The 24,453-nt window shown below is 36.2% G+C and carries 24 protein-coding genes and 1 other RNA gene; 5 read left to right on the top strand and 20 right to left on the bottom strand.

Features of this window, described 5'->3' with window-relative positions:
• Window positions 1-61: 61 nt before the first annotated feature.
• Both WAK64_RS09280 and WAK64_RS09275 read right to left on the bottom strand, forming a co-directional pair.
• Window positions 62-505 carry a hypothetical protein gene (locus WAK64_RS09280; protein WP_336586685.1) on the bottom strand — a complete coding sequence of 148 codons (444 nt, stop codon included), beginning with the start codon at window positions 503-505 and terminating at the stop codon, window positions 62-64.
• 14 nt (window positions 506-519) lie between these two features.
• Window positions 520-843 carry an alpha-helical endospore appendage domain-containing protein gene (locus WAK64_RS09275; protein WP_336586684.1) on the bottom strand — a complete coding sequence of 108 codons (324 nt, stop codon included), beginning with the start codon at window positions 841-843 and terminating at the stop codon, window positions 520-522.
• A 255-nt stretch (window positions 844-1,098) separates the two neighbouring features.
• Between WAK64_RS09275 and WAK64_RS09270 the strand changes: the two genes are divergently transcribed.
• Window positions 1,099-1,497, top strand: coding sequence for a YhfM domain-containing protein (locus WAK64_RS09270; protein ID WP_336586683.1), 399 nt, complete (start codon window positions 1,099-1,101; stop codon window positions 1,495-1,497).
• A gap of 128 nt (window positions 1,498-1,625) precedes the next feature.
• On the opposite strand, the gene WAK64_RS09265 is transcribed toward WAK64_RS09270, so the two are convergent.
• The 10 genes from WAK64_RS09265 to WAK64_RS09220 all read right to left on the bottom strand — a co-directional run bounded on the left by WAK64_RS09265 (window position 1,626) and on the right by WAK64_RS09220 (window position 13,397).
• Window positions 1,626-3,128, bottom strand: a complete 1,503-nt coding sequence (locus WAK64_RS09265; RefSeq protein ID WP_336586682.1) for a carboxypeptidase M32 — start codon at window positions 3,126-3,128, stop codon at window positions 1,626-1,628.
• Window positions 3,129-3,380: 252 nt separating this feature from the next.
• Window positions 3,381-5,309, bottom strand: coding sequence for an ATP-dependent DNA helicase (locus WAK64_RS09260; RefSeq protein ID WP_336586681.1), 1,929 nt, complete (start codon window positions 5,307-5,309; stop codon window positions 3,381-3,383).
• A gap of 66 nt (window positions 5,310-5,375) precedes the next feature.
• Window positions 5,376-6,515, bottom strand: a complete 1,140-nt coding sequence (locus WAK64_RS09255) for a THUMP domain-containing class I SAM-dependent RNA methyltransferase (RefSeq protein WP_336586680.1) — start codon at window positions 6,513-6,515, stop codon at window positions 5,376-5,378.
• Between the two features lie 247 nt (window positions 6,516-6,762).
• Window positions 6,763-7,151: RNase P RNA component class B (rnpB, locus tag WAK64_RS09250), an RNA gene on the bottom strand.
• A 73-nt stretch (window positions 7,152-7,224) separates the two neighbouring features.
• Window positions 7,225-7,533, bottom strand: a complete 309-nt coding sequence (gpsB, locus tag WAK64_RS09245; RefSeq protein ID WP_336586679.1) for a cell division regulator GpsB — start codon at window positions 7,531-7,533, stop codon at window positions 7,225-7,227.
• 224 nt (window positions 7,534-7,757) lie between these two features.
• A complete protein-coding gene (locus WAK64_RS09240) occupies window positions 7,758-8,312 on the bottom strand; it encodes an SLOG family protein (RefSeq protein ID WP_336586678.1) in 555 nt (184 codons plus the stop codon).
• 76 nt (window positions 8,313-8,388) lie between these two features.
• Entirely contained in the window at window positions 8,389-8,664 is a 276-nt protein-coding gene (locus WAK64_RS09235) for a CotD family spore coat protein (protein ID WP_336586677.1), read from the bottom strand.
• Between the two features lie 344 nt (window positions 8,665-9,008).
• The gene (locus tag WAK64_RS09230; protein WP_419465926.1) at window positions 9,009-10,253 is read right to left on the bottom strand and encodes a ribonuclease H-like domain-containing protein; all 1,245 of its coding nucleotides are present in this window, start codon (window positions 10,251-10,253) and stop codon (window positions 9,009-9,011) included.
• 9 nt (window positions 10,254-10,262) lie between these two features.
• Complete coding sequence (locus WAK64_RS09225) at window positions 10,263-12,539, bottom strand: DEAD/DEAH box helicase (protein WP_336586675.1); 2,277 nt, start codon at window positions 12,537-12,539, stop codon at window positions 10,263-10,265.
• A 72-nt stretch (window positions 12,540-12,611) separates the two neighbouring features.
• Window positions 12,612-13,397: an alpha/beta fold hydrolase gene (locus WAK64_RS09220; protein ID WP_336586674.1), complete on the bottom strand. Its 786-nt coding sequence runs from the start codon at window positions 13,395-13,397 to the stop codon at window positions 12,612-12,614.
• Window positions 13,398-13,501: 104 nt separating this feature from the next.
• On the opposite strand from WAK64_RS09220, the gene WAK64_RS09215 reads away from it, so the two are divergent.
• Window positions 13,502-13,969 (top strand): Hsp20/alpha crystallin family protein, encoded by a 468-nt coding sequence (locus tag WAK64_RS09215; protein ID WP_336586673.1) that lies wholly within the window; start codon window positions 13,502-13,504, stop codon window positions 13,967-13,969.
• A 150-nt stretch (window positions 13,970-14,119) separates the two neighbouring features.
• On the opposite strand, the gene WAK64_RS09210 is transcribed toward WAK64_RS09215, so the two are convergent.
• Window positions 14,120-14,614: a YppG family protein gene (locus WAK64_RS09210; protein ID WP_336586672.1), complete on the bottom strand. Its 495-nt coding sequence runs from the start codon at window positions 14,612-14,614 to the stop codon at window positions 14,120-14,122.
• A gap of 187 nt (window positions 14,615-14,801) precedes the next feature.
• Between WAK64_RS09210 and yppF the strand changes: the two genes are divergently transcribed.
• Window positions 14,802-15,011 (top strand): YppF family protein, encoded by a 210-nt coding sequence (gene yppF / locus WAK64_RS09205; protein WP_336586671.1) that lies wholly within the window; start codon window positions 14,802-14,804, stop codon window positions 15,009-15,011.
• 155 nt (window positions 15,012-15,166) lie between these two features.
• On the opposite strand, the gene WAK64_RS09200 is transcribed toward yppF, so the two are convergent.
• The 3 genes from WAK64_RS09200 to WAK64_RS09190 all read right to left on the bottom strand — a co-directional run bounded on the left by WAK64_RS09200 (window position 15,167) and on the right by WAK64_RS09190 (window position 17,271).
• Window positions 15,167-15,526 carry a YppE family protein gene (locus WAK64_RS09200; RefSeq protein WP_336586670.1) on the bottom strand — a complete coding sequence of 120 codons (360 nt, stop codon included), beginning with the start codon at window positions 15,524-15,526 and terminating at the stop codon, window positions 15,167-15,169.
• Between the two features lie 107 nt (window positions 15,527-15,633).
• Window positions 15,634-15,882 carry a hypothetical protein gene (locus WAK64_RS09195; RefSeq protein WP_336586669.1) on the bottom strand — a complete coding sequence of 83 codons (249 nt, stop codon included), beginning with the start codon at window positions 15,880-15,882 and terminating at the stop codon, window positions 15,634-15,636.
• A 390-nt stretch (window positions 15,883-16,272) separates the two neighbouring features.
• Window positions 16,273-17,271 (bottom strand): DUF2515 family protein, encoded by a 999-nt coding sequence (locus WAK64_RS09190; RefSeq protein WP_336586668.1) that lies wholly within the window; start codon window positions 17,269-17,271, stop codon window positions 16,273-16,275.
• Window positions 17,272-17,384: 113 nt separating this feature from the next.
• Here WAK64_RS09190 and recU point away from each other — a divergent pair, with 113 nt between their 5' ends.
• Window positions 17,385-18,023 (top strand): Holliday junction resolvase RecU, encoded by a 639-nt coding sequence (recU, locus tag WAK64_RS09185; protein ID WP_336586667.1) that lies wholly within the window; start codon window positions 17,385-17,387, stop codon window positions 18,021-18,023.
• A 16-nt stretch (window positions 18,024-18,039) separates the two neighbouring features.
• Entirely contained in the window at window positions 18,040-20,643 is a 2,604-nt protein-coding gene (locus WAK64_RS09180) for a PBP1A family penicillin-binding protein (RefSeq protein ID WP_336586666.1), read from the top strand.
• A gap of 436 nt (window positions 20,644-21,079) precedes the next feature.
• Here WAK64_RS09180 and WAK64_RS09175 read toward each other — a convergent pair whose 3' ends face one another.
• From WAK64_RS09175 to asnS, 4 genes are all read right to left on the bottom strand, one after another.
• On the bottom strand, window positions 21,080-21,589 hold the full coding sequence (locus WAK64_RS09175) for a YpoC family protein (protein ID WP_336586665.1): 510 nt from the start codon (window positions 21,587-21,589) through the stop codon (window positions 21,080-21,082).
• A gap of 2 nt (window positions 21,590-21,591) precedes the next feature.
• Window positions 21,592-22,245, bottom strand: a complete 654-nt coding sequence (gene nth / locus WAK64_RS09170) for an endonuclease III (RefSeq protein ID WP_336586664.1) — start codon at window positions 22,243-22,245, stop codon at window positions 21,592-21,594.
• Window positions 22,246-22,263: 18 nt separating this feature from the next.
• Window positions 22,264-22,965 (bottom strand): DnaD domain-containing protein, encoded by a 702-nt coding sequence (locus WAK64_RS09165; RefSeq protein WP_336586663.1) that lies wholly within the window; start codon window positions 22,963-22,965, stop codon window positions 22,264-22,266.
• A gap of 169 nt (window positions 22,966-23,134) precedes the next feature.
• Complete coding sequence (asnS, locus tag WAK64_RS09160) at window positions 23,135-24,427, bottom strand: asparagine--tRNA ligase (RefSeq protein WP_336586662.1); 1,293 nt, start codon at window positions 24,425-24,427, stop codon at window positions 23,135-23,137.
• Window positions 24,428-24,453 lie beyond the last annotated feature (26 nt).

The raw sequence follows: 24,453 nt of genomic DNA, 5'->3' as shown, positions 1-24,453 counted from the left end.
GACCCAATCACCTCTACATGGATGAAATAAATAAGGAAATCATTAGTTGATTTCCTTTTATTTATTCTGGTTTAACAACGTTCGGCAACCATACTAACTCCGTTTTATTCTCACTTTTACTAGAAAATTCATTCAAGCACTTCAATTCAACCAAAATGTTTCTCATTAAATACTTCATATTCCTTTTTTGCAACGAGCTACTTGATACACCATTAAAAAATCTCATTAAATTTTTTAAATAATTTTCTAATATAGTAATCTTGTCTCTTTGAACCAAGTTATTCTCATACAACTTATAATTCTCAATTTTTCTAACAAATAAATTGAGATACTGATTTAGGTCATGTACATGTTTAGTAATTGAACTAGCTATTAACTCATCTGCAATATTCGCTGCTTTCATTCCTTTCCATAAAATATACATCGATTGATTGTAAACAATTAACCCTTCAACATTATTATTAACAGCATTATTGAAGAAAATAGCCTTTTGATTTCTACTCATCTTTTTCATGCCACTTAATGCTTATCATGATTTTGGGTTAATCGATTTTCCTCGTCAAATTCTATAACATTTTCAAGCTTTCTAAGCAATAACCACTCCTTCATAATAACGGTCTCAAGAACATTTCCGACAGATTTATTGAATGCAATGATTTGTTCATTATTAGGTTTAGTAGGGAAATCAAGGCACTTGCCGACGAATGCTTGAACCTTTTCAGCCTCTGCATTTAATATATGTGAAAGAGCAATTTCCTCTAAGGCAATCGATTCTAACAGATCCAGAACCACTTCTTTTTTAGACGGTCTATGAGGTTCTGGTGGAATAGTAGGCATACTCATTTAAAGCTCCTCCTTTTGGTTGACTTCCTTATCTATAGTCTATTTTAGTGGTGGCTTTTAGTGTACAATTAACAAGCGATTGACGAGCCCTTACTTAAAAAGGGCTCTCGCCTATCATAAATTAATTGTCGTACCAAAAAAAGAAACAAAGGTGTTTGTTCTTAACATTTGAATCCTATGATACAATTAGTTTATTAGAATTGCCAAAAAATGAAAAATAGACTAGTTAAGGAACAATCCATTTAGGGGGGTATTATGATAAAAAGGGTCGTTATTATCACTGTTATCGCCTTATTTTGTTTTATAGGCTTTACTATGTTTTATAACGGTTTTTCTGGAGTCCAAAGTGTGATGATTCAAGAGTACAATCATTCATTTGAAGAGGGTAAAAAGGTGACGGATCAAGAAATAATTGGAACGGTTACTGGGATTCTGAATAGAGCCAATAAAATAACAAATACTCAATATAAACTTGCCATTGAACCAAATTACAGAATTCAATTAGAATACAAAAACGAAGAGAAAGAAGTTTTACTTCTTTACGAAGGCTTCGACCAAAATGAGAGTCTTATTTCCACTGATCGTAGCAATAATTATTACAAACTAAATAAAAAACAAACGAAAAGTATGGTCCAACTTTTATTTAACGAATAAAGCAATTATAAAGTACAGTACATATGCCTGTTCACATAACATTGCTACACCTAAAATGCTTTTTGATAACATGAAATAAAGGCGTCCCTAGTCGAAAAATCGACTTAACGGACACCCTTTTTTACATTTTATAAATCATAAACTTTTTGATATTTCTCTTTTAAATAGCTAGCTAAATAATTTGCATTTAATCCTTCCCCTGTTATATCTTGAAGGATTTCTAATGGCTTTTTCATCTTACCATATTGATGGACATGACTAGTTAACCACTCTTTTACTTTTGATAACTCACCTTTCTCAAGTAACTCATCAAAGTTAGGAATGTCTTTTAACATGCTTGTTTTTAATTGTGCTGCATACATGTACCCTAGTGCATAAGAAGGGAAATAACCAAAGCTTCCGCCAGCCCAATGGACATCTTGAAGTACACCTTCCCCATCGTTAGCTGGTGAAACCCCTAAATACTCTTCATATTTTTCATTCCAAATCTTTGGTAAATCTTTCACCTGGATCTCATCATTAAACAACCCTTTTTCAATTTCATAACGAATGATGATATGAAGAGGATAGGTTAACTCATCCGCTTCGATTCGAATTAAAGAAGGCTTAGATTCATTAATTGCTCGGTAAAAATCCTCAAGTGATACATGATCAAACTGTCCTTCAGAATGCTGTTTTAGTAGGTCGTAATTTTTCTTCCAAAAATGAAAGTTTCTCCCAACGAAATTTTCATAAAATAACGATTGCGATTCATGGATTCCCATTGACGTACCCGTACATAACGGTGTACCAATCAAGTCTTTTGATATGTTCTGTTCGTACAATGCATGACCACCTTCATGAATTGTACCGAAAACGGCTGTTCTCCAATCATGTTCATCATATTTAGTCGTCACTCGAACATCACCAGGGTTTAATCCAATAGCAAACGGATGAACTGTTTCATCTAACCTACCTGCTCCAAAATCATAACCCATTTGCTCTAGTACTTTTAAACTAAAAGCTTTTTGCTGCTCTTTCGGAAAATCCTTGTATAGAAAGTCTGTCTCTGGTTGATTTACATTGTTTATTTGATGAACAAGTGGGACGATTTCTTTTCGCAACTGTCCAAATACTTCATCTAATACTTTTACTGTTACTCCAGGCTCATAGGCATCTAATAAAGTATCATATTTATTCTCTTCATATCCCCAATACTCAATGAAGCGTTTATTGTAATCAACTAATTTCTCTAAATATGGGCTAAATTTTGCAAAATTCGATTCAGCTTTCGCTTCTTCCCAAATGGTTTCTGCCTGAGATTGTAAGACCACATACTCTCTATATTCTTCAGCAGGAATTTTCTTATTTCTTTCATAGCTCTTGTTGCACTCTTCTAGTATTTTCACAACCTGATGAGATAATGCTTGTTTATGTGCAGACAATTCTCTTATGTAGGCAGCCATTTTATCTGAAGTAGACATTTCAAATACGTCTGATGATAACATTCCAATAACTTGCGAACGTTGTTCAATCCCTTTTTTTGGTGCACCAGTACGCATGTCCCAAAAAATCAATCCTAATGCTTCATTGTATGCTGTCATCTTTGACACATACTCTAAAAACTCTTTCACGATTTCTTCTACTTTCAATTCAAATCCCTCCTCATTCCTTTACTCCCTCATTTTATCATATTCAGAGCAATGTGATACAGTTTGCCAATGCTGCACTTTATTTTTAATACAAGTTTAATAGAGAATTAATGGTTTTAATTCGTTTCTAAAAGAAAGTGAGAATCAATTTTCTTTTTTTCCACCTATAAAATTGTTCGAAATTAGCTACTAAAGAAACTTCCTGAATCGAAAGTTCCTCTAGTGCATGAACATAGTAAAAATAAACAATGATTACCTAACTTCATTCACAATTGGTGTAACTGGTAAAATAGATGAGATCATTGATAGCCATTCGCTATCCTCATTCGTTAATAATACGTGAATGTCCCCTCTATCATTGGAGCTACGTATTAAGCGTCCAACACCTTGACGTAAACGTAATAACATATATGGTAAGTCAACTTCCTTTAATGCATCCGTTGCTCCTTGGCGTTTCGCATCAAAAACTGGATCAAACGGTGGAAATGGAAGGGAGTGGATTAACACTGTGCTAAGTGATTCACCTGGAACATCAAGCCCTTCCCATAAATGATAGGCACAAAGGACACTATTCTTATCATTTTGAAAATGTGAAACTAAGGTAGAGATTTCTTCTTCACTCTCATAATAAATTGGAAATGGTACGCTTGGCTGAGTTTCTACATACTCTTTAAATTTTTTCAAAGCATGTTTATTAGCAAACAATATTAGTGCTTTTCCATTTGACTTTATCATTTGATTGAATAAAAATGGATAGGATTCATCCTTATGATGCCCAAGAATATTTAATTGTACGTTCATTTTATCACTATAATCAAACGGAGAGGCAACAGAAAAGGACAAATAGTGATCAATACCTAAGCTTTGAGCAATATAGTGAAAATCTTTGTTATTGGATAAAGTAGCCGAAGAAAAGACATACGGTTTCTTTTGCGAAAATACTTCATCTCTCAATACTTCTTGAACTAATCTTGGCATCATCACAAGTGTAGTTTGTCGTTCATTCTCTTCTATCCAAGTGATTCCACCCTCTTCTGAAACGAATAGCGAAAGGGAGTAAAGCATTTGCTCCAAATATTCTTCTACAACACGAAGACTATATTCTGGAATTACAAATAATTCACCTTCAAAAACAAGCTCATCTGCCAATTGTTCAATTTGTCCTTTAAGTTGACGGGCGAAGGAAAGAATTTGCTCATTTTTTTCAACGTGACGTCTCTCTTCATCTGTTTGTGATGTACTGCTCTCTCGCAGGGATGAAAATAATTTTTCATTCAATATCAGTACTTCATCAATAATATGATGGGTAGTTTCACGGATATCATTACTTGATAAATTATCGAGTACCTCTTCTATCGTATTATCTGTCATTTTGTAGGTTAGTGCTTTTTGTGAAGCATACTCTAACAAATGACCTTCATCAAAAACGACAGAACTAGATTCTGGAAGTAACGGTAATTGGCCTTTTCTTTTCCGAGATTCCTTTGTCCATATATGCTCCATATAGAAGTCATGCGAACATATTATTAAATCTTGAGCACTTCGATAATATTCTCGTTGAAGATTTAAGCCACAGCGATGGCGGATATCACATGACAAACAATCTTGAGTTGAATCCCAATTAATTAAAGACCATTTGTCATCATCTAAATGTTGATAATCTTTACGATCACCATAAGGAAAATATTTCGTCATCGACTTAGGTTCCATAACAAATTCCGGAAGCTCTTTTTTTATCTCCTTAAACTCTGGATATTTTGTGTTGTTTGATTGCAGCTTTTTGGTGCATAAATACTGGTCCGGAGATTTTGCCAAGCGAACATCAAAAGACAAGCCTAGTGCTCTCTCAAGCTTTTTAATATCCCCTTCTTTTTTCACTAACTGTTCAATAAGTGTTTCATCTGCACATGCTATAATACCCGGTTTCCCTGTATAACGAGCATAGCAAATGCTGTATAATAAATAGGCTAGTGTTTTCCCCGTTCCAACTCCCGCTTCCGCAAAAATTACTTCTTTTTGTTGGAAAGCCTTCTCGAGCTGAAAAGCCATAAAAATTTGTTCATCACGTATTTCAAATCCTTGCTCTGGTAGCAAATCATAAAACACATCTCCGATCCAGTCTCCTAATGCTTCATAAAATGATTGCTCTTTTGTTAAAGAAAAAGGCAAGCTTTTTGTCATAAAATTCGTCCTCTCATTCAATCTAAAACGCAAGCGAATATCGCTTGCGTTTACCTTTTTATCATGTTAATTGATTTTTGGTGGTTTTGGTCCCCAATATTGATAGAAGTCCGTTTTGATAAACCCATTAAACAGCTTTCTTTTTTTCGTTGCGACTTTACCATACTGTTTTTCGAAATCTTCGTAAGAAGTCATAATATAGACGGACCAGGTGCTCAACCTATTAAAGGCTTCTCCCATGTCCCTATACATATTTTCAACTTCCTTTCGATCTCCTAAGCGTTCACCATACGGTGGATTCCCAATAATAATTCCATATTCCTTTTTAGTAGAAATATCTTTCACTTGCATTTGTTTAAAGGAAATGACATCGCCTAAGCCAGCCTCAAAAGCATTTTGCTTCGAAATCTCAATCATTCGATGATCTAAGTCTGATCCAACAATATCTAACTCTCGATCATAATTAGCCAAATCTTCCACTTCTGTTCGTACCTCGTCCCATACCTCTTTCCTCATCCAGCTCCAATCTTCTGAAAGGAATTCACGATTAAAGCCAGGGGCAATATTTTGACCGATCAGTGCGGCTTCAATCGGAATCGTCCCAGATCCACAGAAGGGGTCAACAAATGGACGATTAGGTGTCCAACGACTAAGTTGTACAAGAGCAGCTGCCAATGTCTCTTTTAAGGGAGCCTCACCTTGGGAAGCACGATAGCCTCTTTTATGTAAGCCTGCCCCACTTGTATCAATTAAAAGGGATGCTTTGTCTTTATGGATAGCAATTTCAATCTTAACTAACGGACCATCTTCAGTTAACCAGCTTGTTTGTTTATAAGCCTTTTTTATTTTCTCTACAATGGCTTTTTTAACGATCGCTTGGCAATCTGGAACACTATACAATTTCGATTTAACCGATTTTCCTTGAACAGGAAATTCAGCATCTACAGACAGATATCTTTCCCATGGTAATGATTTTGTTTTTTCAAAAAGTTCATCAAAACTATATGCCTTAAATTCTCCGACTAGAATTTTGACTCGATCTGCTGTTCTAAGCCACATATTCGATCGGGCGATGGCACGCTCATCCCCTTCGTATATTACCTTTCCGTTCTCAACTTTACAGTCATAACCGAGGTTTTTCACTTCATTCGCAACAAGAGACTCAAGTCCCATTGCTGCCGTTGCAATTATCGTATATTTTGACATAATTCCACCCTTACTATATAAGTTCAATTGTCTTTCTCATTTTCCCATAAGAAGTATAGGAAGTGCAAGAAAGGAAGCATTGATATATAAGGGAATGGACTTTACAGCTACGTGAAAATCACTTTTCTTGTCATCCCGAACCCTTATTCACTTGCTCTATTCAAAATATGGAAATGTATTTTAATGTAAATAAAGCTCTCCTATCTTGGAAAGGAGAGCTTGCTTTTTCATGTAACCAGACATAACGTTCTGTAAGCCATGTTTTGTTCCTTCGTACTCCTAACGACTGGCGTCTCGTACTCAGGTGGCAATCATCTATCTACAAGAGTATTTCATCTTGTCCTTCCTTCTGTTCATTTCCTTCAGGAAGATGCCCCTACCATTATTTGGGTTTCTCACTCGTGGGGTTTACCTCGTTCCACTCTCTACATTTCTATAGAGACTTCGTCACTGTGGCACTTTCAAGGTATTCACACCATATTCCAAGGAACTTAGGTGTTTTCCCTGCCGTCAACCTAGATTACTCCAAGTTGCCCTAGCTTATGAATTGGCTAGGCACGAACACTACGCGCATCTCAGCATCGTGTGAGCATGGACTTTCCTCTACAACTAACGTTGCAGCGATTACCCGAACGTTATGTTTTCATTATGCAAGAATTGATTATACGTGAAAATTTAACATAAATCAACTTGAAAAAAATGGGTGCTATTATTCGTATAGCTTACTACCAAACACATGCTTTTCTAAATTTGACAAGCGTTGTAAAATATCAAAATTTGTCGTTCCTGTTTGTTGTGTAGGTTGAGCTGATCTTCGGTTATTAATTTCTGATTGTTGTTTTTTTAAACGTAAATTTTCTTGTTGTAGCTCTTCAATTATCTGATGAAAGGATTCATAATCTTTGATAATCACATCTAAAAATTTATCAACATCTTCCTGTTTATATCCTCTCATTCCAGATTTAAAATCCTTTTCGAGTATATCTTTGTTAGTTAATTTTATTCGATCTGCTAACATTTTGTATCACCTCAACATGTACCTTCATGATTCTTTATTCTTTCAAATGTAGCTTCATTTGTCAATTGTATTATGAATAACCCAACATAAGGAGTACACTTATTTGTGCACATATACGACTAGAAGAGCGCGACCACATGATGAATTTGAAGTGTATACTTATATCAAAGAAAATGAAAAAAATCCTTTGTGTGACGTAGATCAAGCCATTTCTTCGGGAAACACTACTCATGTTTGAACTGCTCTTCTTCAACAACCATTTGTAAATCGTAAAAGCTAATCTGCCTAATTTCATATGGATTTTTTTCTTTATAAACTTTTGCCAAGTTCAAAAAATATTTGGGAGACCCTTCTTTTTCCTCGTCATATACTATAATTGTTGCATCGCTTTTTTGAAGAAAGAGAATGTCCTTTTGTCGAAATTGTTGAGGGCTTTCGTACGCTTTTTTTGAAATGGATTCAAAAAAATCTGCATGAATGGTAACCCATTCATACCGCTCTTTTTCGTGATCTTTCCATCTTTCCTCTTGATGGAAAAAAGGCGTTAAAACAGCAAGCTGTAAGTGTGGGTGTTCTTCTTGAAGCTCCAAAACCACTTCCCCTGCCCAGAGCTCAACACCTAACTGACCTGAAATTAATACCCATTCTAACCCCTCATCTACTAGAGCTAACAACTCTTTCTTTATCGCTAGCTTTATGTACCCTATCGCTGGATCATTCGAATTAAATATTCCTAATTCATACGTTTTATAACCCGTTATGGTGACAACCTTTGTCAAATTCATTGCTCCTTTTAGTTAATTACCCCAAAATAAAAAGAAAAGGGCAACGAATTGCCCTTTCACCATATAATTTTTATCCCATTCCGTTAGGAGGCATCGGTGCTGGTCCACCTGGTCCACCTGGCCCACCTGGTCCGCAGCAATTAAAGTGTTGATTAGATACTTCATTTGCAACAGATTGAGTGTGAGGACAATAGTGTTTATGTTGAAATAATTCATGGTTGCAAATAGTAGTATGGGTCGGATGAATGTGTGGAACTTCATAAGTGCAGTGGGTATTAATTACATTATATTTTGTAGGGTGTACCACTGCAGGTAATACTTGCACAGGTCTTCGTCTTCCAAACATAGTACCGTCTCCTTTCATTTTTTTCACTTTACATTAACAACCTATGAAAAAAATGGAGAACATGTACTAGTACAATGACCTATTTTTATAAAACAGACGGAAAACTATCTTTCATCGAGTTTAACACATAAGCAATAACACAAACGACGACAAAATACAAAACAAAAATGGTTCGATATGCTTTCATCTTTTCCTCAACCTTTACAATGAAAATTCAATTATTATTGTAACTCGTTCTCCGCCTAACCTCAATATAAATGTCGAAGTATTTCTATGATTTCCATCATTCTTCATACTTTCTGCATTTTTTGAAAAAATTAAACTAAAATCGTCGAAAATTGCTCTTACCCAGGAAATTTTTTCTCGTATTTACGTTTCAATCTAGCTAAACGTTTTTCCAATTGTTCTTCCTTTCTAAGTGGGGAGTGTTGCATTTCCCGACAGCATCGAATAGCTGCATGAAGATCCTTATATTGATGTTCATAAAGTTTAGCTAATTCTAACAATGCTTCATAATGTAATTTCCCTGAACCCTCTTTGCTAACTTTTTCCCAATAAGCTTTCGCTTTGTCGTATTCTCCTGACCTTTTTAAGTGATACGCTAATCGGTGAATAGCCGGCAATGAAATTTCACTTTTCTTCCCTTTTAACTCTTGAAATGTGCTAAACGCTTCATTTTTTTCACCTAAATAATGAAACCATTCCCCAACTTGTAGTTTTTCATAGTCAGTTTGACCATGATCTAATTGAAGAATTTGTTTCGAGAGAGTTATATATAAACTAATTAATGACAAGATATCTTCTTCATTATGCTTTAATACTTTGATCATCCCTTGAGGATTCTTATGTTCTACAAAATCATAATAAATCATCGGAGCAAGGTAACCAGGTACATCCTCTTTGCGATAAAAATCTAATACTTCTCTTTCAACATTTTGCAACTTAACTGACTCGATTTTATGCTTCCACATCCTACGTGATGCATGGTAAAGATCAAAATGTCCAAAAGATGGTAACTTAGGCACATGGTCTCTCACTAATGTATGCCGTGTTTTTACTTGTGGCCAATCGAAGGCTTTACCGTTATAAGTGACAAGCGTAGTGTAATCAATATTTTCTAAAAAACTATGATACAGTGCTATTTCATTTCCTGGTGAAGGCAAGACATGTTGACGAACGATAATGTTATCTCCTTGTACTTGAGCATAGCCTAACAAAAAGATAACATTGCCTACTCCACCCCCGAGCCCCGTTGTTTCGGTGTCAAAAAAGAAAAGGTCATCGGAGTCAAGGCCTCTTGCACTTAAGGGGTGATGACCATTAAAGCTCTGCCACGCTTCTATGACTTCCTTTAATTCTTGAAATGCATGTCGGCCATGGCGATATGATATTGGGTAAGTACTTTCTTTTACAATGCAAAATTGTTGATCTATTTTGTATAATTGTGCATTTTCCTTTTTCCAATCATCCCAATAAGGAATGGCTAATCTTTCTTTTGTCTCCCCTATTACTTTCTCCTTATATTTTCCCCCGTCCTTCTTCTGAATGTGGGGTTTCATTCTATTTAATTTATTTTTTAGACTCACGATACGTGCTCCTTACTCAAAATCTGCTAATACCATTGAAAGTAATTCCACAGCTGAATTTTTTGCTGTATTTATAGTTGTCTCCGTTCCAATGCATGTAGGACATCCATTTTGACAGGAACAAGTAGAAATCGTATTTTTTGTTTGCAGAATAATAGAACGTATATTCTCAAATACTTTTTTGCTCAACCCTACTCCGCCAGGATATCGATCATAAATAAAGACGGTCGGTTTTTCATTATGGGAGGCTTTCACTTGTGGCACAATAGAAATATCCTTTGGGTCGCACATAACAAAAAGTGGGACAATCGCATGAAGGGCATGACTAATGGCTATTAACCCCTCTTCTAACTGCTTTTCTGAAAATGAATTTATTGAATCTGAATAAGAAAACCATGTTGAGGATGTATGAAGTTCTTCCTCAGGCAAATAAATGGGACCAGATCCTATATTTTCGTGAGTGTTAAATTTGATTTTTTTAAATATCGTTGGTAATGCCCTGACTGATACATCTCCGTACCCTAACGCTACATTCTGATATTTCTGCTCAAGATCCACCTCTAAAACATCTAAAGAAACGGCTAAGTTTGCATCCGTAAAGTAATCGACATCAACCTCCCTTACATACGCTTTCTTTTCATCCCAATCTAATTTTTCTACTTGAAACTGGATGCCTTGATGTAAATAAATAGCTTCTTCATGTAAAAGGGTCATGGCGCTAAATCGATCCATTTCACCGATTACCTGTACAGATGACACTTGTGTAATATCAACAATAATAATGTTCTCTTGAGAAGCTGAGCGTAAACTAATATTATGAGCAGGAAAAGCATCATCCATCCAATAAAAACGGTTCCCATTCTCATGTAAAACTCTTTCTTCCTGAAGAAATTCTAAAATCTCTTCAACCTCTACTTTTCCAAATAAATCATTTCGCTGGAAAGGTAGCTCATAGGCCGCGCACTTAATATGATCGATTAATATGACTAAATTATCGGGATTAATTCTAGCATTCTCAGGTGAATGGCGAAAGAAGTAGTCTGGATGCTCAATAATATATTGATCCAATGGGTTAGAACTCGCAACCATGATGACTAGTGATTCCCCGTGGCGCCTGCCTGCACGACCTGCTTGTTGCCAGGCACTTGCAATTGTTCCAGGGTATCCAGTCATTATACAAACTTGTAATTGCCCAATATCAACACCTAGTTCTAATGCATTTGTACTAACAACACCATAAATATCACCTTTTCTTAATCCTCTCTCAATTTCCCTTCGCTGAGTAGGTAGATACCCTCCTCTGTACCCACTGATTGCGGTTGAACCCAACTCTTTTTTTACGAGTTCTTGCAAATACGTTAAAATAATTTCTACTCTTACTCTACTTCTAGCAAATACTATCGTTTGAATTTTATTCTTCAATAGTTCTCCAGCAATTTTTCTCACTTCTAGAGTTGCACTTCTGCGGATATTTAGTGGCTTATTCACAATTGGTGGATTATAAAACACAAAATGCTTCTTTCCGTTTGGAGCACCATTATTATCAATTAAAGTCATTGATGAATCTGTCAGCTCTTCCGCTAGTTCCTTAGGATTTGCGATTGTTGCTGAAGTACAGATAAAAACTGGTTCACTCCCATAATATCGACATATCCTTTTTAACCTTCGAATGACGTTTGCTACATGGCTACCAAATACTCCTCTATACGTATGGAGTTCATCGATGACTACGTACTTTAAATTTTCAAACAGCGATATCCACTTAGTATGGTGAGGAAGTATCGCTGAATGAAGCATATCCGGATTGGTCATAACGATATGCCCTGCTTTTCTTACTTTTTGACGAATATTTGCTGGCGTATCCCCATCATATGTATAACTATTAATTGGCATATCGACAAGCTGAATGAATTCATTTAGCTCACTTTTCTGGTCTTGTGCCAAAGCTTTTGTAGGAAATAAATAGAGGGCTCTCGACTTTTTATCTGTTAGAGCGGTTTGTAAAACTGGTAAATTATAACATAATGTTTTTCCAGAGGCAGTAGGAGTCACAGCTGTAAAACTATTCCCGCTCATGGCACATTTATACGCACTCAATTGGTGGGTGTATAGCTGGTAAACTTTTCTTTTTGAAAGGGCTTCTTTAATAACAGGATGTAAATTTTCTGGTAGATCGACCATTTTAGCAGCTTGAGCTTCGATCGTCTCCCAATGCACTATATGATCTTTAAAGGGGGCTTCTTCTTGAAGTACCCTCATCACATCTTTCAAGGATTTCTTTTGAAACATTATTTTCACCTCACCAACATTGTAGCGAATATTTGTTCGCTAATAAAGAGGTAGATTAAGATTTCTATTCTCTTAATCCCTTCTCATCATAAATTTCTTCAATTCAAATGCTAAAAGATCTGCTTCTTCTACCATTCCCATATGACCTGACTCTTTTAGAAGTACTCTTTTTACATGCGGATGATTCGATGTATAGACCTTATCAACCGGAATAATCCTATCTTTTTCTCCAGCAACTAGTAAAACAGGAACTTTGGCATGAACAATGGTCATTCGTCGATCTATCCGTTCTCTCATAGCAATTAGCATTGCTTGAGCCGCTTCTGAATGAGTCATTAATCCAATTTCAATGGCCTTTCTTTTCCATTCATTAAAATGAGGATTGCTTTCATTACTAAATAATTTTTGAACTAAGCTATTTGTAAAGGGAACCATTCCATTTAATTCAATATTTTGTATATCTCCTAGTCGCTTTTCCTTTGCATCTTCAGAATCAGGGAAAGCAGTTGAATGGATTAAGCCAAAGCTTTTCAATGATTTTTCATACATCTCTGCATAGGCAAGGGTAATATATCCACCAAGGGAATGGCCAAATAAATGAAATGGAGGTAGCGTTAGCTCTTGAGATAGTTGGTAAATATCATTCGCCATAGCTTCTATTGACAGCAGACCTTGTTGAAATCGAGATTTCCCATGACCAGTTAAATCGACTGTGATGACTCTATGGCTGTCTAAAAGTGGGACAAGTTCATCCCAGTATGCGCTACTTCCACAAAAACCATGTAGTAAAAGGACTACCTCGCCTTCACCACGATCATAGTAAGCCAATCCACCATCTGATATTTTAAAATTTTCCATTATTTCAAACCCCTTCTTTACGTTTTTTTGTTGACATCGCACATCATCCTTTCACTAGCATAAAATAAATCACATTGAATTTCCATTTCAAAGGAGGAAAAAACATGGAAAAGCAAAATTCAAATCGCCCTTCGAAAAATAACCGTGAACCCTTTGGTGATATGATGAAATCAATGAATGGTTTCTTTCATGATCGACCAGTAAAAGGGCTATTGCAAAGTATAGACGAATTCTTCTCTTCACCGTATCCATTTGGCGGATTTCCCGTCGACACAGAAGAAACGAAAACAGAGATTATTGTAACAGCAAAATTACCCGGAGTGAAAAAGGATGAATTAACAATTGATATTCTTCAAAATTACGTAACCATATCCGTAGAACAGAACGAACTCAAGGAAGAGAAGGACGATTTGATCAATAAATCATCACAACAAAAAGCTTATCACCGTACATCTAGAACCATACCGCTATCTACTCCAATTAATGACCGACATGTTAAAGCCACATACAAAGATGGCGTATTAAAATTAGTCTTGCCTAAGCTAAAAGGGAGAAACATAGAAATAAAATAAGTCACTTTAAGGTGGAATGAAAGAATAGCGATCATCTACTTGCTTATTTAAATGAAATTCCCTGCAGAAAAAATGAGCCGAGATCCGACCAGTTGTCAGATCTCGGCTCTTTATTATAAATCTTACGATGAACGATTAACTAACCCCTATTTAAGTAAAGATACTCCCGAACCCTTTCACAAGAGCCGAGACTTGATTCATGGCTCCCATCATCTGACCTGCCGTATTTACCATCTTATTTAAATCAAGACTCCCATCTTTCCCTTTAAATGAATTCATTATCGAATTAACGCCGCCTTGTTGATTTTTTATAGCAAAGCTACCCTTTGGGTATGGATTCGCAAACCCTTGTGGTCTTGGTCTAGGAGTTGGATAATAATATTCCTCTTCTTGTTGTAATGGGTTTTGAAAAAATTCACTTTGTTGATGTTGATATGGTGATTGGCCTGAATGAGCATTCCACATATTGTTGTACCCTTCTGGTTGGGGTGGGGGAAGGACAACCCCATTGGAATGATTGGCTTGATTGGCAGGGGTGGGATAATGGTTAGGACCTGTATTATACGGATGTCCAACTTGATTAACAAACTGATTCATTGGATATGGCCGATAATAATGGAAGCGATGGCGTCTATTCATCATCATTCCTCCTTATAACATCACTTTCTAGTATCATATGTTTCAATAATAAATTGGTGTAATACCTATATCTTTAATCAACAAACAGCGAATTCTGTCGAAAGTCTCATTTTTCTTACAAAAAGACATTTCCAAAATTTATGTTACGATACAAGTATATAGACGTGCAAAAAACGTCTTGAAGGGGGAATGAATGGTGAATGTTCAAGAGTTAAAAGAAAGGTTTATTCAGAGACGTCAATATCATACAGAAAACGTTAACGATTTATTAGACTTTACTAAGAACATTTATATCTCTAACGAGATCACATTAAAAGATTATTCGATGCTCATTCAAGAACTTGAACAGAACGGTGCACTTATTCCATTTGATCATGATACTTCAAATATTAAAAAATTTTAAGATGTAATGGCTCCTGTGACCCATTAAATTGAACCAGAATAGTGGAGAGAGATCCCATTCCCACTATTCTTTTTTTGTTTCACTCAATATTTAGATATCGTATTATTTGTTTATTATGACTTAATATTAAGGCTTTCTAAACCATTATGTGAACATCATACACTTTTCGTTAATTCATTCTTTATGGTTTGTAAATTATAGTGAATGGATTGGTGATAACTTTGAAAACGATTATAGCTTGTTTCTGGATAAAACGCTTGGACGGAAACCAGTTCTACATTATCAAGTGTTTGTTGTATTTGCATTCGATGTATGTACTTAGGCTGAGCCTTTTTAATCCATTCAAGTGAAGCCTGTTCCCATTTATTTAATACGTCCCTTACTTTGTCCGCGTAGGGTTTTACCTCATTATAAAAGTCTCCTTTATCCCCACTAGCCCTCTTTGAATCATAAATTTCTTTTAATTCTTCATTATAATGAATCAGTTCCTCTGTTAACTGAAGTAAGTTGTTCAATTAAAGCCTTCCCTTCATTAGTTCATACGGTTTATTTTTTGAACATTTTAACAACAAAAAAGCAGCTCAAAATAGCTACTTTTTCTCTATGTTTTATTTTATGTTGATTAGGACCCTAATTCAAGTACAGCCTCTCTTGGCTTTTGGTGCTGCGCTTTTAATTTTTGAATATCAACAATAATCTTGACTTTTTTCTCATTATACTGAAGAGTTTGACTGAGTTTTAATAATTTGAGTTCATACTGCAAATACTGCTTTTGCTTTTCAAGGGAAATACAGTCGGTTATTTGTTTATCCAACGTAGAAAGCATTCGCTCTAACTTCACTAACTTCGTGATTACTTCTTCTTTCACCATCGATATAACCTCCCTTTTTCTTTCACTCCTAACTTTCTATGTGAAGGGACAATTCCCTTCCACCTTGACAAAACTAGAAGAGAAGTGACAAAGAAAATTACTTTCTACTAACAGGAACAGAATTTCCGACAACTACTTGAATGAATCTTTTACTTTTAGAGAAAATAAGAAAAGGAGGTGCTAATCATGGCAAAAAATCAGCCAAAATCAAAAAATCAACCGAAAGAACAGCAGAAAGCAGGATATGGAAACCCTAAATTAGAAGGGCCTAATCGCCCTGCCACGTAAATACCCCATAGAAGAAATATAATCTAACCCATTACGAAAAGAGTTTGTTACGTTTCTAACTCTCTCTTTTCGTTTTTTATCTCCACCCTCCTATTTCTGTTGTTATCCGTGTAAAAATTCCCAGATTCGCTTAAACCACTCCAATTTTTTTCTTTGATAAAAAAACCACTCAGTGAGATTAGGTTGCTTAAAGGGAGCTACGCTTTTTTCCCAACCAGGCGTTGGTCCTCGCTTTTGAGACCAATCCTCTTTTTCGTGAACGTGATGTGAAATTATTGGATATGAAAGCCGAAGCCATGGAGTTGTATAAAGTGGTTTCTTGGATAAGTATTTTTCATAATCTGTACGAGAACCCGTGTGATCCTGATGTAAACTAAAATCTAAAAACTTTTCAAAATGCACGGGCTCAAATAACAATAGTGCTAGTTTCTTACCAAATTGCACTCTTTCTTGTAATTTTGTAAAGTTGACCACGCTTCCTCCAAATAACTCACCATCTCTTGTCGGAAAAATGACCGAGCTTAAATGTAATAATTCTTGAAGTCGATAGACAGGAGTTTTGAATACATTTCGCTTATATGCGGGGTGCTTTATTAAGGGCTCTTCTATTATATTTTGTTCATTTACGATTAAAGAATATAAAAGCCTGTTATTAAGTTTTCTTTCCCAATAGACTTCCCATTCACTGATCATAAACTCAGAAACAAAAAAATTTCTTAAAAAATGAAACTTTTTTTGCCTACATAACGTCGAATAATGGTAGACAAGTAGTTGTGGGAAAGCATCAGAAAAAATAGTCCAGTTTGCTTTTTCATAAGTTTGAAACAACTCTATCCGCTTTCTTTTCGGTAATAACTTACAAAATATTGGACTTTCGAGGTCTGTCATATTCCACCCCGCGTTTCTAGAAACCATGGAGGCTAAAAACGACCAACGAATTTCTGGGTGGAGATAAAAAAAAGCTTCATATGCTTTTGTTCTCGAAATATTATCTTTATTATGGTGGGCCGTCATATCATTGATTTTTTCAATGATGACCCTTTCCTCCTCTTTTGGAGGTACATTCTGCAAAAGAGGAAGAACATAGTCCCATTTTCGCATTACTTCTCTCCTTTAACCTTATTACAGTTAAGGTTGGAGAAATTAAGTCTTTTTATTCACACATTCTTTCTTCGTTTTTGATATGATATGTTTATCTTGTGAGGTGAAACAGATTGAACTTTAAGTATCCGAATGGAAAACGATACGAACCCACGGAAAGGGATAAGCAGCATAGAATCAAAAGCACTAAAAATAAAAACCACTCTTATAGCAACCGCGGAATGACGTTGGAAGAAGACTTAAATGATACCAACGCCTATTATCTTGATCGAAATATAGCTGTCATTCATAAAAAGCCTACTCCTGTTCAAATTGTACAGGTTGATTACCCTAGACGTAGTGCCGCAGTCATTAAAGAAGCCTATTTTAAACAAGCTTCCACGACAGATTATAATGGGGTATTCAAGGGAATCTATATTGACTTTGAAGCAAAAGAAACGAAAAATCAAACCTCTTTTCCATTAGCCAATTTTCACACTCATCAAATTGAGCATATGAAAACAGTCGTGCAACAAAACGGAATTGCGTTTGTCATTTTACGTTTTTCTTCTTCTGAGGAAATTTTCTTGCTTCCGTTCCCTACCTTGCACTATTATTGGAATAGGATGGTAAATGGTGGAAGGAAGTCTATTACGAAGGATGAAATCGTCAATAATGGCTTTCCTATACCTGTTGGCTTGCAACCACGGCTTGATTATCTTAAAATTGTTGAAAAATTAACATTTAAATTAAATGAACCTTTTATTGATTGAAAGTGAGGAATTTGATATGGCTGGTGACTATAAAACCAGAGAAGAACGACGTAAAATCCAGCAATCGTCTAAGAAAAAAACAAAGAATAAGCGATCTATTTTTAAGAAGATATTTTTATTCGCTTTTCTTTTTGGATTAGTTGGCTTATTAACTGGAGGAGGCTTATTCGCTTACTATGTAAGTAAAGCACCTTCATTAGATGAAGCAATATTAAAAGACACCATTTCGTCTGAAATTTACGATATGAATGGTGAACTCGTCACCAAAATAGGCTCTTCAGAAAATCGGAAATATGTTGAGTTTGATGAAATTCCTGACACGGTAGTAGACGCGATTATTGCGACAGAGGACTCTCGTTTCTTCGAACATTTTGGTATCGATCCAATTCGTTTAGGCGGTGCGGTCATTGCGAACGTTACCCGTGGATTTGGTTCTGAAGGAGCGTCTACTATTACGCAACAAGTGGTAAAAAACTACTTCTTTAGCTCAGATAAAACATTGGAACGTAAAGCGCAGGAAGCCTGGTTAGCGCTACAGCTAGAACAAGAGTACACAAAAGAACAAATCTTTGAAATGTATGTTAATAAAATTTTAATGGGCGGTCGTATTTACGGAATTGCAACAGCCTCTGAATATTATTATGGCAAAGAATTAAGCGAGCTTGAGCTTCATGAGGCAGCGCAGCTTGCAGGGATGCCGCAAAGTCCGAATAACTATAACCCTTTTGTATATCCAGAAGAGGCACAAGAGCGACGCGATATCGTCTTACAACTAATGAATCAACATGGTAAAATTTCTGAAGAAGAAATGAATAAAGCGATGGAAATAGACGTAAAGGAAACTCTCGTTCAAGAAGAAGAGCGACTTACGGCAGAGGAAGAAAACTTTGATAACTTTATCTTTATGGTAATCGAAGACGTTGAAAAGCAAGGCTATGACCTTTCAGATGGATTAAAAATCTATACAACATTGGATACTGATGCTCAAACGTATGTTAATAAAGTGCTAACAAATGAAGAAATGGCCACATATGTAGATCGTGAAGAATTGTATACGACCGTTCAATCGGGAGTTTCATTATTAGATACTCAAACAGGTGCCATAAGAGCCGTTGGAAGCCGCAGCGGACAGGAAGACGTTGAATGGGGCTATAATTTCGCCACCCAAGCGAGCCTTCAGCCTGGTTCAGCTATTAAACCTTTGCTCGATTACGCACCTGCGATCGAATTTTTAAATTGGTCAACATACCATATCATTGATGATGCCCCGTACGAAGGACCAAACGATTGGACGCCATACAACTGGGATAATAAATTTAAAGGGCCGATCACAACAAGAGAAGCGATTTGGGATTCACGAAATATACCAGCTATTAAAGCGTACAAGGAAGTTGGCGCTGACAACGCAAAAGAATTTATTAACCGACTAGGAATTGATATGAGAGAATACTTTGAGAGTGCTGCTATTGGTGGCGTTGAAGGGACAAGCGAGATGAAAACAAGTCCTTTACAGATGGCAGGGGCTTACGCAGCATTTGGAAGCGGTGGAATCTATAATAAACCACACTCTATTACTCGTATTGAGTTTCGAGATGGGTCAGAAGTTGACCTGAAACCAGAGCCGGTGATTGCCATGAAGGATTACACGGCGTATATGATTACTGATATGCTAAAAAGTGTTGTTGAACATCCAGGAGGATCTGGAAATTCTACTAGGATTTCAGGTTTACCTTTAGTAGGTAAGTCCGGTACGACAAATTTTGATGAAGATCAACTTGATAAATTTGGATTTAGCAGTAAAGATGCACCAGATTCTTGGTTTGTTGGGTACACGTCCAACTACACCCTCTCGGTATGGGTCGGCTATGATGATAAAACAGGCTACTTAACCCCTGAGGAAAGAAGAGAGATTACTCAAAAGGGAATATTCAAAAATATAATGAGCCATGTTTCAGAAGGTGTAGAGACAGCCGATTTTAAAAAGCCTGCGTCCGTTGTCGAATCTCCCGTTGAAATTGGAACAAACCCTGCGAAGCTACCGAGTGATCACACTCCGAGCGATAAGATCACGTACGAATTATTCGTTAAAGGAACGCAGCCTACATCAACATCTTCTTTATACGATAAGCTTGACGCTCCTGAAAATCTAGAAATAAAGGAGAAGAAAGATAACACAATCGAATTAAAATGGAAATATGGTAAGTCAAAGAAGGATATTGAGTTTATCATCTTAAGCTCAATGGATGGTGGTCCATTAACGGAAATAGCCAAAACGACTAAGAAGTCAGTAACCATCGATAATCTTCAACCAGGTAGTCAATATCAATTCCAAGTATTAGCTGTTTCAGATCTACAAGAAAGTGAACCTGCTTCGATTTCATATGAGCTACCAGGTGTAGAAGAGGAACCTATTGAAGACCCGCTTGACGATTTACTTGATGACTTGCTTGATGGAGATACTGATACCGATGAAGGAACGGAGAATGATGGCACGGAAGGAGAAGGTGGTAGCCCTGATGATGAGACAGGCAATCCAGACTCAGAAACGGGAGATACTACTGAGGAACCTTTAGATGATAATCTTCTAGATCCTAATGATGGTAACATCACTTCTCCTTAAATGCTATTAAGGAAATATTGCTTCATTTAAAATAAAATATAAAAGAAGCTGTCCAAAAAGTCAGGAACACAGAACTTTTTGGACAGCTTTTTATTACCCTGTTTCGTTTTACCAATGTCGGGTTAGTGATTCCTCCTTCGCCTATCCAAATGTACCTCATCTATCCTTACTCCCCCCTAATAGTAAATCAATTGATAGAACTCACAACCACTCTATCGTCTAGGAGAAGTTCATCAGACAAATTTTCCAAAACTCCGCATCCCACTTATATTCAAACTATGCAATCATCAAGGCTCAACTGACCTCGGATCATCCAGAATTCATTACGGTTCTACTAATTGTTACACGAGATACAAATAAAAAAATCGGAGGGAAAAATTCCACCGATTTTTTATTCATAAACTATTAGAAAGTACCTTCATATAAAAGGTCGCATTTATCTTTTTTCTATTACAAAATGCTTTACTGCATGTTTATACTGCTCTTTTATTAACTCACCAAGTTGAATAAAAGAATGGTATGATGTAGGTCTTAATAAAATAAACTCTACTCTTTCACAAAGATTAAATGCTTTTATTTCTAACGATTCCATATGCTTTTGCCAATTATCTAGTATAACAGGCGTTTTATTACTCCAAAAAACAAGCATAAACAAGAATGAAATCCCTTTTTTCATATGATTATCCAAAACTTTTTCACCTTGCTTAATTTGATTGGAAATTGTTTCTTGAAGCGTACTCCAGTCGTCTACCATTTCTTTTAAGTAAGGCTTTGGATCTTGCCACGGAAAAGAATCTTCGTACTTTTCCCCTGAATAATACACTAATTCATAATAAAAATAATGAGGAGAGGCAAGGTGTGAAAGGTCTTCTTCTCGTAGAAAAACATGGGTGTTTTGACTGTAAAATACAGGGTGAACTAATTCGTTGGGAATGATTATATCCATGTTTACGTACGTTTATTTTTCATTCTTTTTTTTCCTTCACGACATAAGGTAAGTAACGGACAAACTTCACATTGTGGTTTTTGAGCCTTACAGTGGTAACGTCCAAAGAATATTAAACGATGGTGTGTTTCAGACCATTCTTCCTTTGGTATTTTCTTCATTAGCGTTTTCTCAACTTCTAGAACCGAATCCTTCCATCGACAAATCCCCAATCGTTTACTCACTCTTTCAACATGAGTATCTACTGCTAATGCAGGAATACCAAAAGCAACTGATTGAACTACATTGGCAGTCTTCCTACCTACCCCCGCTAATGAAACTAACTCTTCTCTCGTTCTCGGAACTTCTCCATTGAAATCTTCAAGCAGCTGGCGACATAATGTTTGAATGTTTTTCGCTTTGTTACGATAAAGCCCTATTGATCGTATATCCATTTGGAGTTCTTCGAGTGATACTGCAAGATAGTCTTGCGGTGTTTTATATTTTTCAAACAAGCTTTTGGTTACTTTATTAACTAATGCGTCTGTGCATTGAGCTGAAAGTGCCACAGCGATAACTAGTTCAAAGGGATTGTCATGAACCAATTCGCAATGTGCATTTGGATACATCTGCTTCATTTCTTCGAAGCAAAAGCTGATTTGTTTCTTATTTAACATAATTCCTCCACCCAATCATTACTGCTCCAGCCAATTATAAAATGGAACGTTATTATTTCGAGACGAATTCATTTTTTCTGGTTTAATCTGTTTTTGACGAAATTGTTCACTATGAGATCTAGCTTGCTCAATCGTTTTCACGCCTTTTTTCTTCCATTCAAAAAGGATCCGATCAATATAGCGGAAATTTAGTTTTCCGGATATTACGGCTTCTTTTAATGCCTCCTTAATGATCATTGTGTTTTGCTCATCCTGGTCAATCCACATAGATAACGTTTCAACTTCAATTGGCGACAAAGCTCGTCCAAATTCTTGTTCAAAGGCTTTGTATAAATCTCCCTCATCTAATATAGTTTGTTGAACAGTTAATGAATTATTTTCTTGTTCCATTTTGTTTATCAAGGTCTCCCAAAGTGGCTGTAATGAATATTGTTCGTAACGAATACCGTCTTTGGATGTTTCCTCTTGAATAGCAAGCAGGTTTTTTTGTAACAACCGACGAAGAATGGCCACGCTTGACTCAGATGAGATAGTCATTTTTTCTGCTAATTGTTCTGGAGTTGGAAACTTAATGCCTTTTTGTTGAAAGGCCATTATTTGCATAAGTAATACTAGTTCAGTTTCAGAAAGGCTTAATTTTGAATAATGTGAAAGAAGCATTTGCGGAAGTTGTATGCTCCCCTCTTCAAGCCAAGTAAGGAACAACTGTTTATATTCCATATCATACACCTCATGTTTTAGTATACCACGGTAACATTTCAATGGGGTGCAAAATGTATTTTCCCCTTTGAATAAAAAAAATCAGCATTTGCTGAAAATATGAGAGGCCACGTACATTTTAAGTGTACGTGGCCTTCGTATATTTCATGTATAACAATACAAGGAAATATTAAGGATATATACGATTTAACAGACGTGGGAATGGAATCGTTTCTCGAACATGTTCAACGCCACTTAACCATGCAACGGTTCTTTCTAGCCCTAAACCGAAACCTGAGTGTGGGACAGAACCATATTCACGTAGTTCTAAATACCATTTGTAAGCATCTGTTTCTAAACCATGCTCTTTCACACGTTCTTTTATGAGGTTAACATCATGAACACGTTCAGATCCACCAATGATCTCCCCATAGCCTTCTGGTGCAATTAAATCTGCACACAATACAACCTCTTCCCGGTCAGGGTCTGGCTGCATATAAAAAGGTTTTAGGCTTGTTGGATAATGAGTGATAAACACAGGCATATCGTAATTTTCTGCTATAGCTGTTTCGTGTGGAGCCCCAAAATCATCTCCCCATGTTATATCATCAAAACCTTTTTCATGTAAAAATTTAATAGCATCATCATATGAAATACGAGGAAATGGCGCTTTAATTTTTTCAAGCTTTGACGTGTCTCTGCCAAGTCGTTCTAATTCTAATTGGCAATTCTCTAGAACGGATTGAACGATATAAGAAACATACTCTTCCTGAACCTTTAAGTTATCTTCAAATTGATAAAATGCCATTTCCGGCTCAATCATCCAAAATTCAATTAGATGACGACGAGTTTTTGATTTTTCAGCGCGGAAGGTCGGCCCAAAAGAAAACACCTTTCCTAAAGCCATCGCTGCTGCTTCCATGTATAACTGTCCGCTTTGAGATAAGAACGCATCTTCATCAAAGTACTTTGTGTGGAAAAGTTCTGTTGTTCCTTCTGGAGAACTACCCGTTAAAATTGGTGGATCTACCTTTACGAAACCTTCTTTATTAAAAAATTCATATGTTGCACGAATGATTTCATTACGAATTTTCATAACCGCATGCTGACGTCTTGAGCGTAACCAAAGATGACGATGATCCATTAGAAATTCAGTTCCATGTTCTTTTGGCGTAATCGGGTAATCAATCGCTTCATGAATTACTTCAATTCCTGTCACTTGTAGTTCGTACCCGAAAGGAGAACGAGAATCCTCCTGTACAACACCTTTTACATATAAAGATGTTTCCTGTGTTAAAGATTTTGCTTGCTTAAATATTGCTTCTTCTACTTCACTTTTCACAACAACACCTTGAATGAAGCCTGTTCCATCACGTAACTGTAAAAAAGCAATTTTTCCACTAGAACGTTTATTAGCAAGCCAGGCACCAATGGTCACTTCTTGTCCCAAATATTTATTTACTTCACTTATCGTTGTTTTCAAATTAAATCCCTCCAAAACCAATACAC

The sequence above is a fragment of the Bacillus spongiae genome, assembly GCF_037120725.1.
In the GTDB taxonomy this organism is placed as follows: Bacteria; Bacillota; Bacilli; order Bacillales; family Bacillaceae_K; genus Bacillus_CI; species Bacillus_CI spongiae.
Note: the sequence above shows the minus strand (reverse complement) of the source record. Positions and strands in the feature narration are given on the sequence as shown.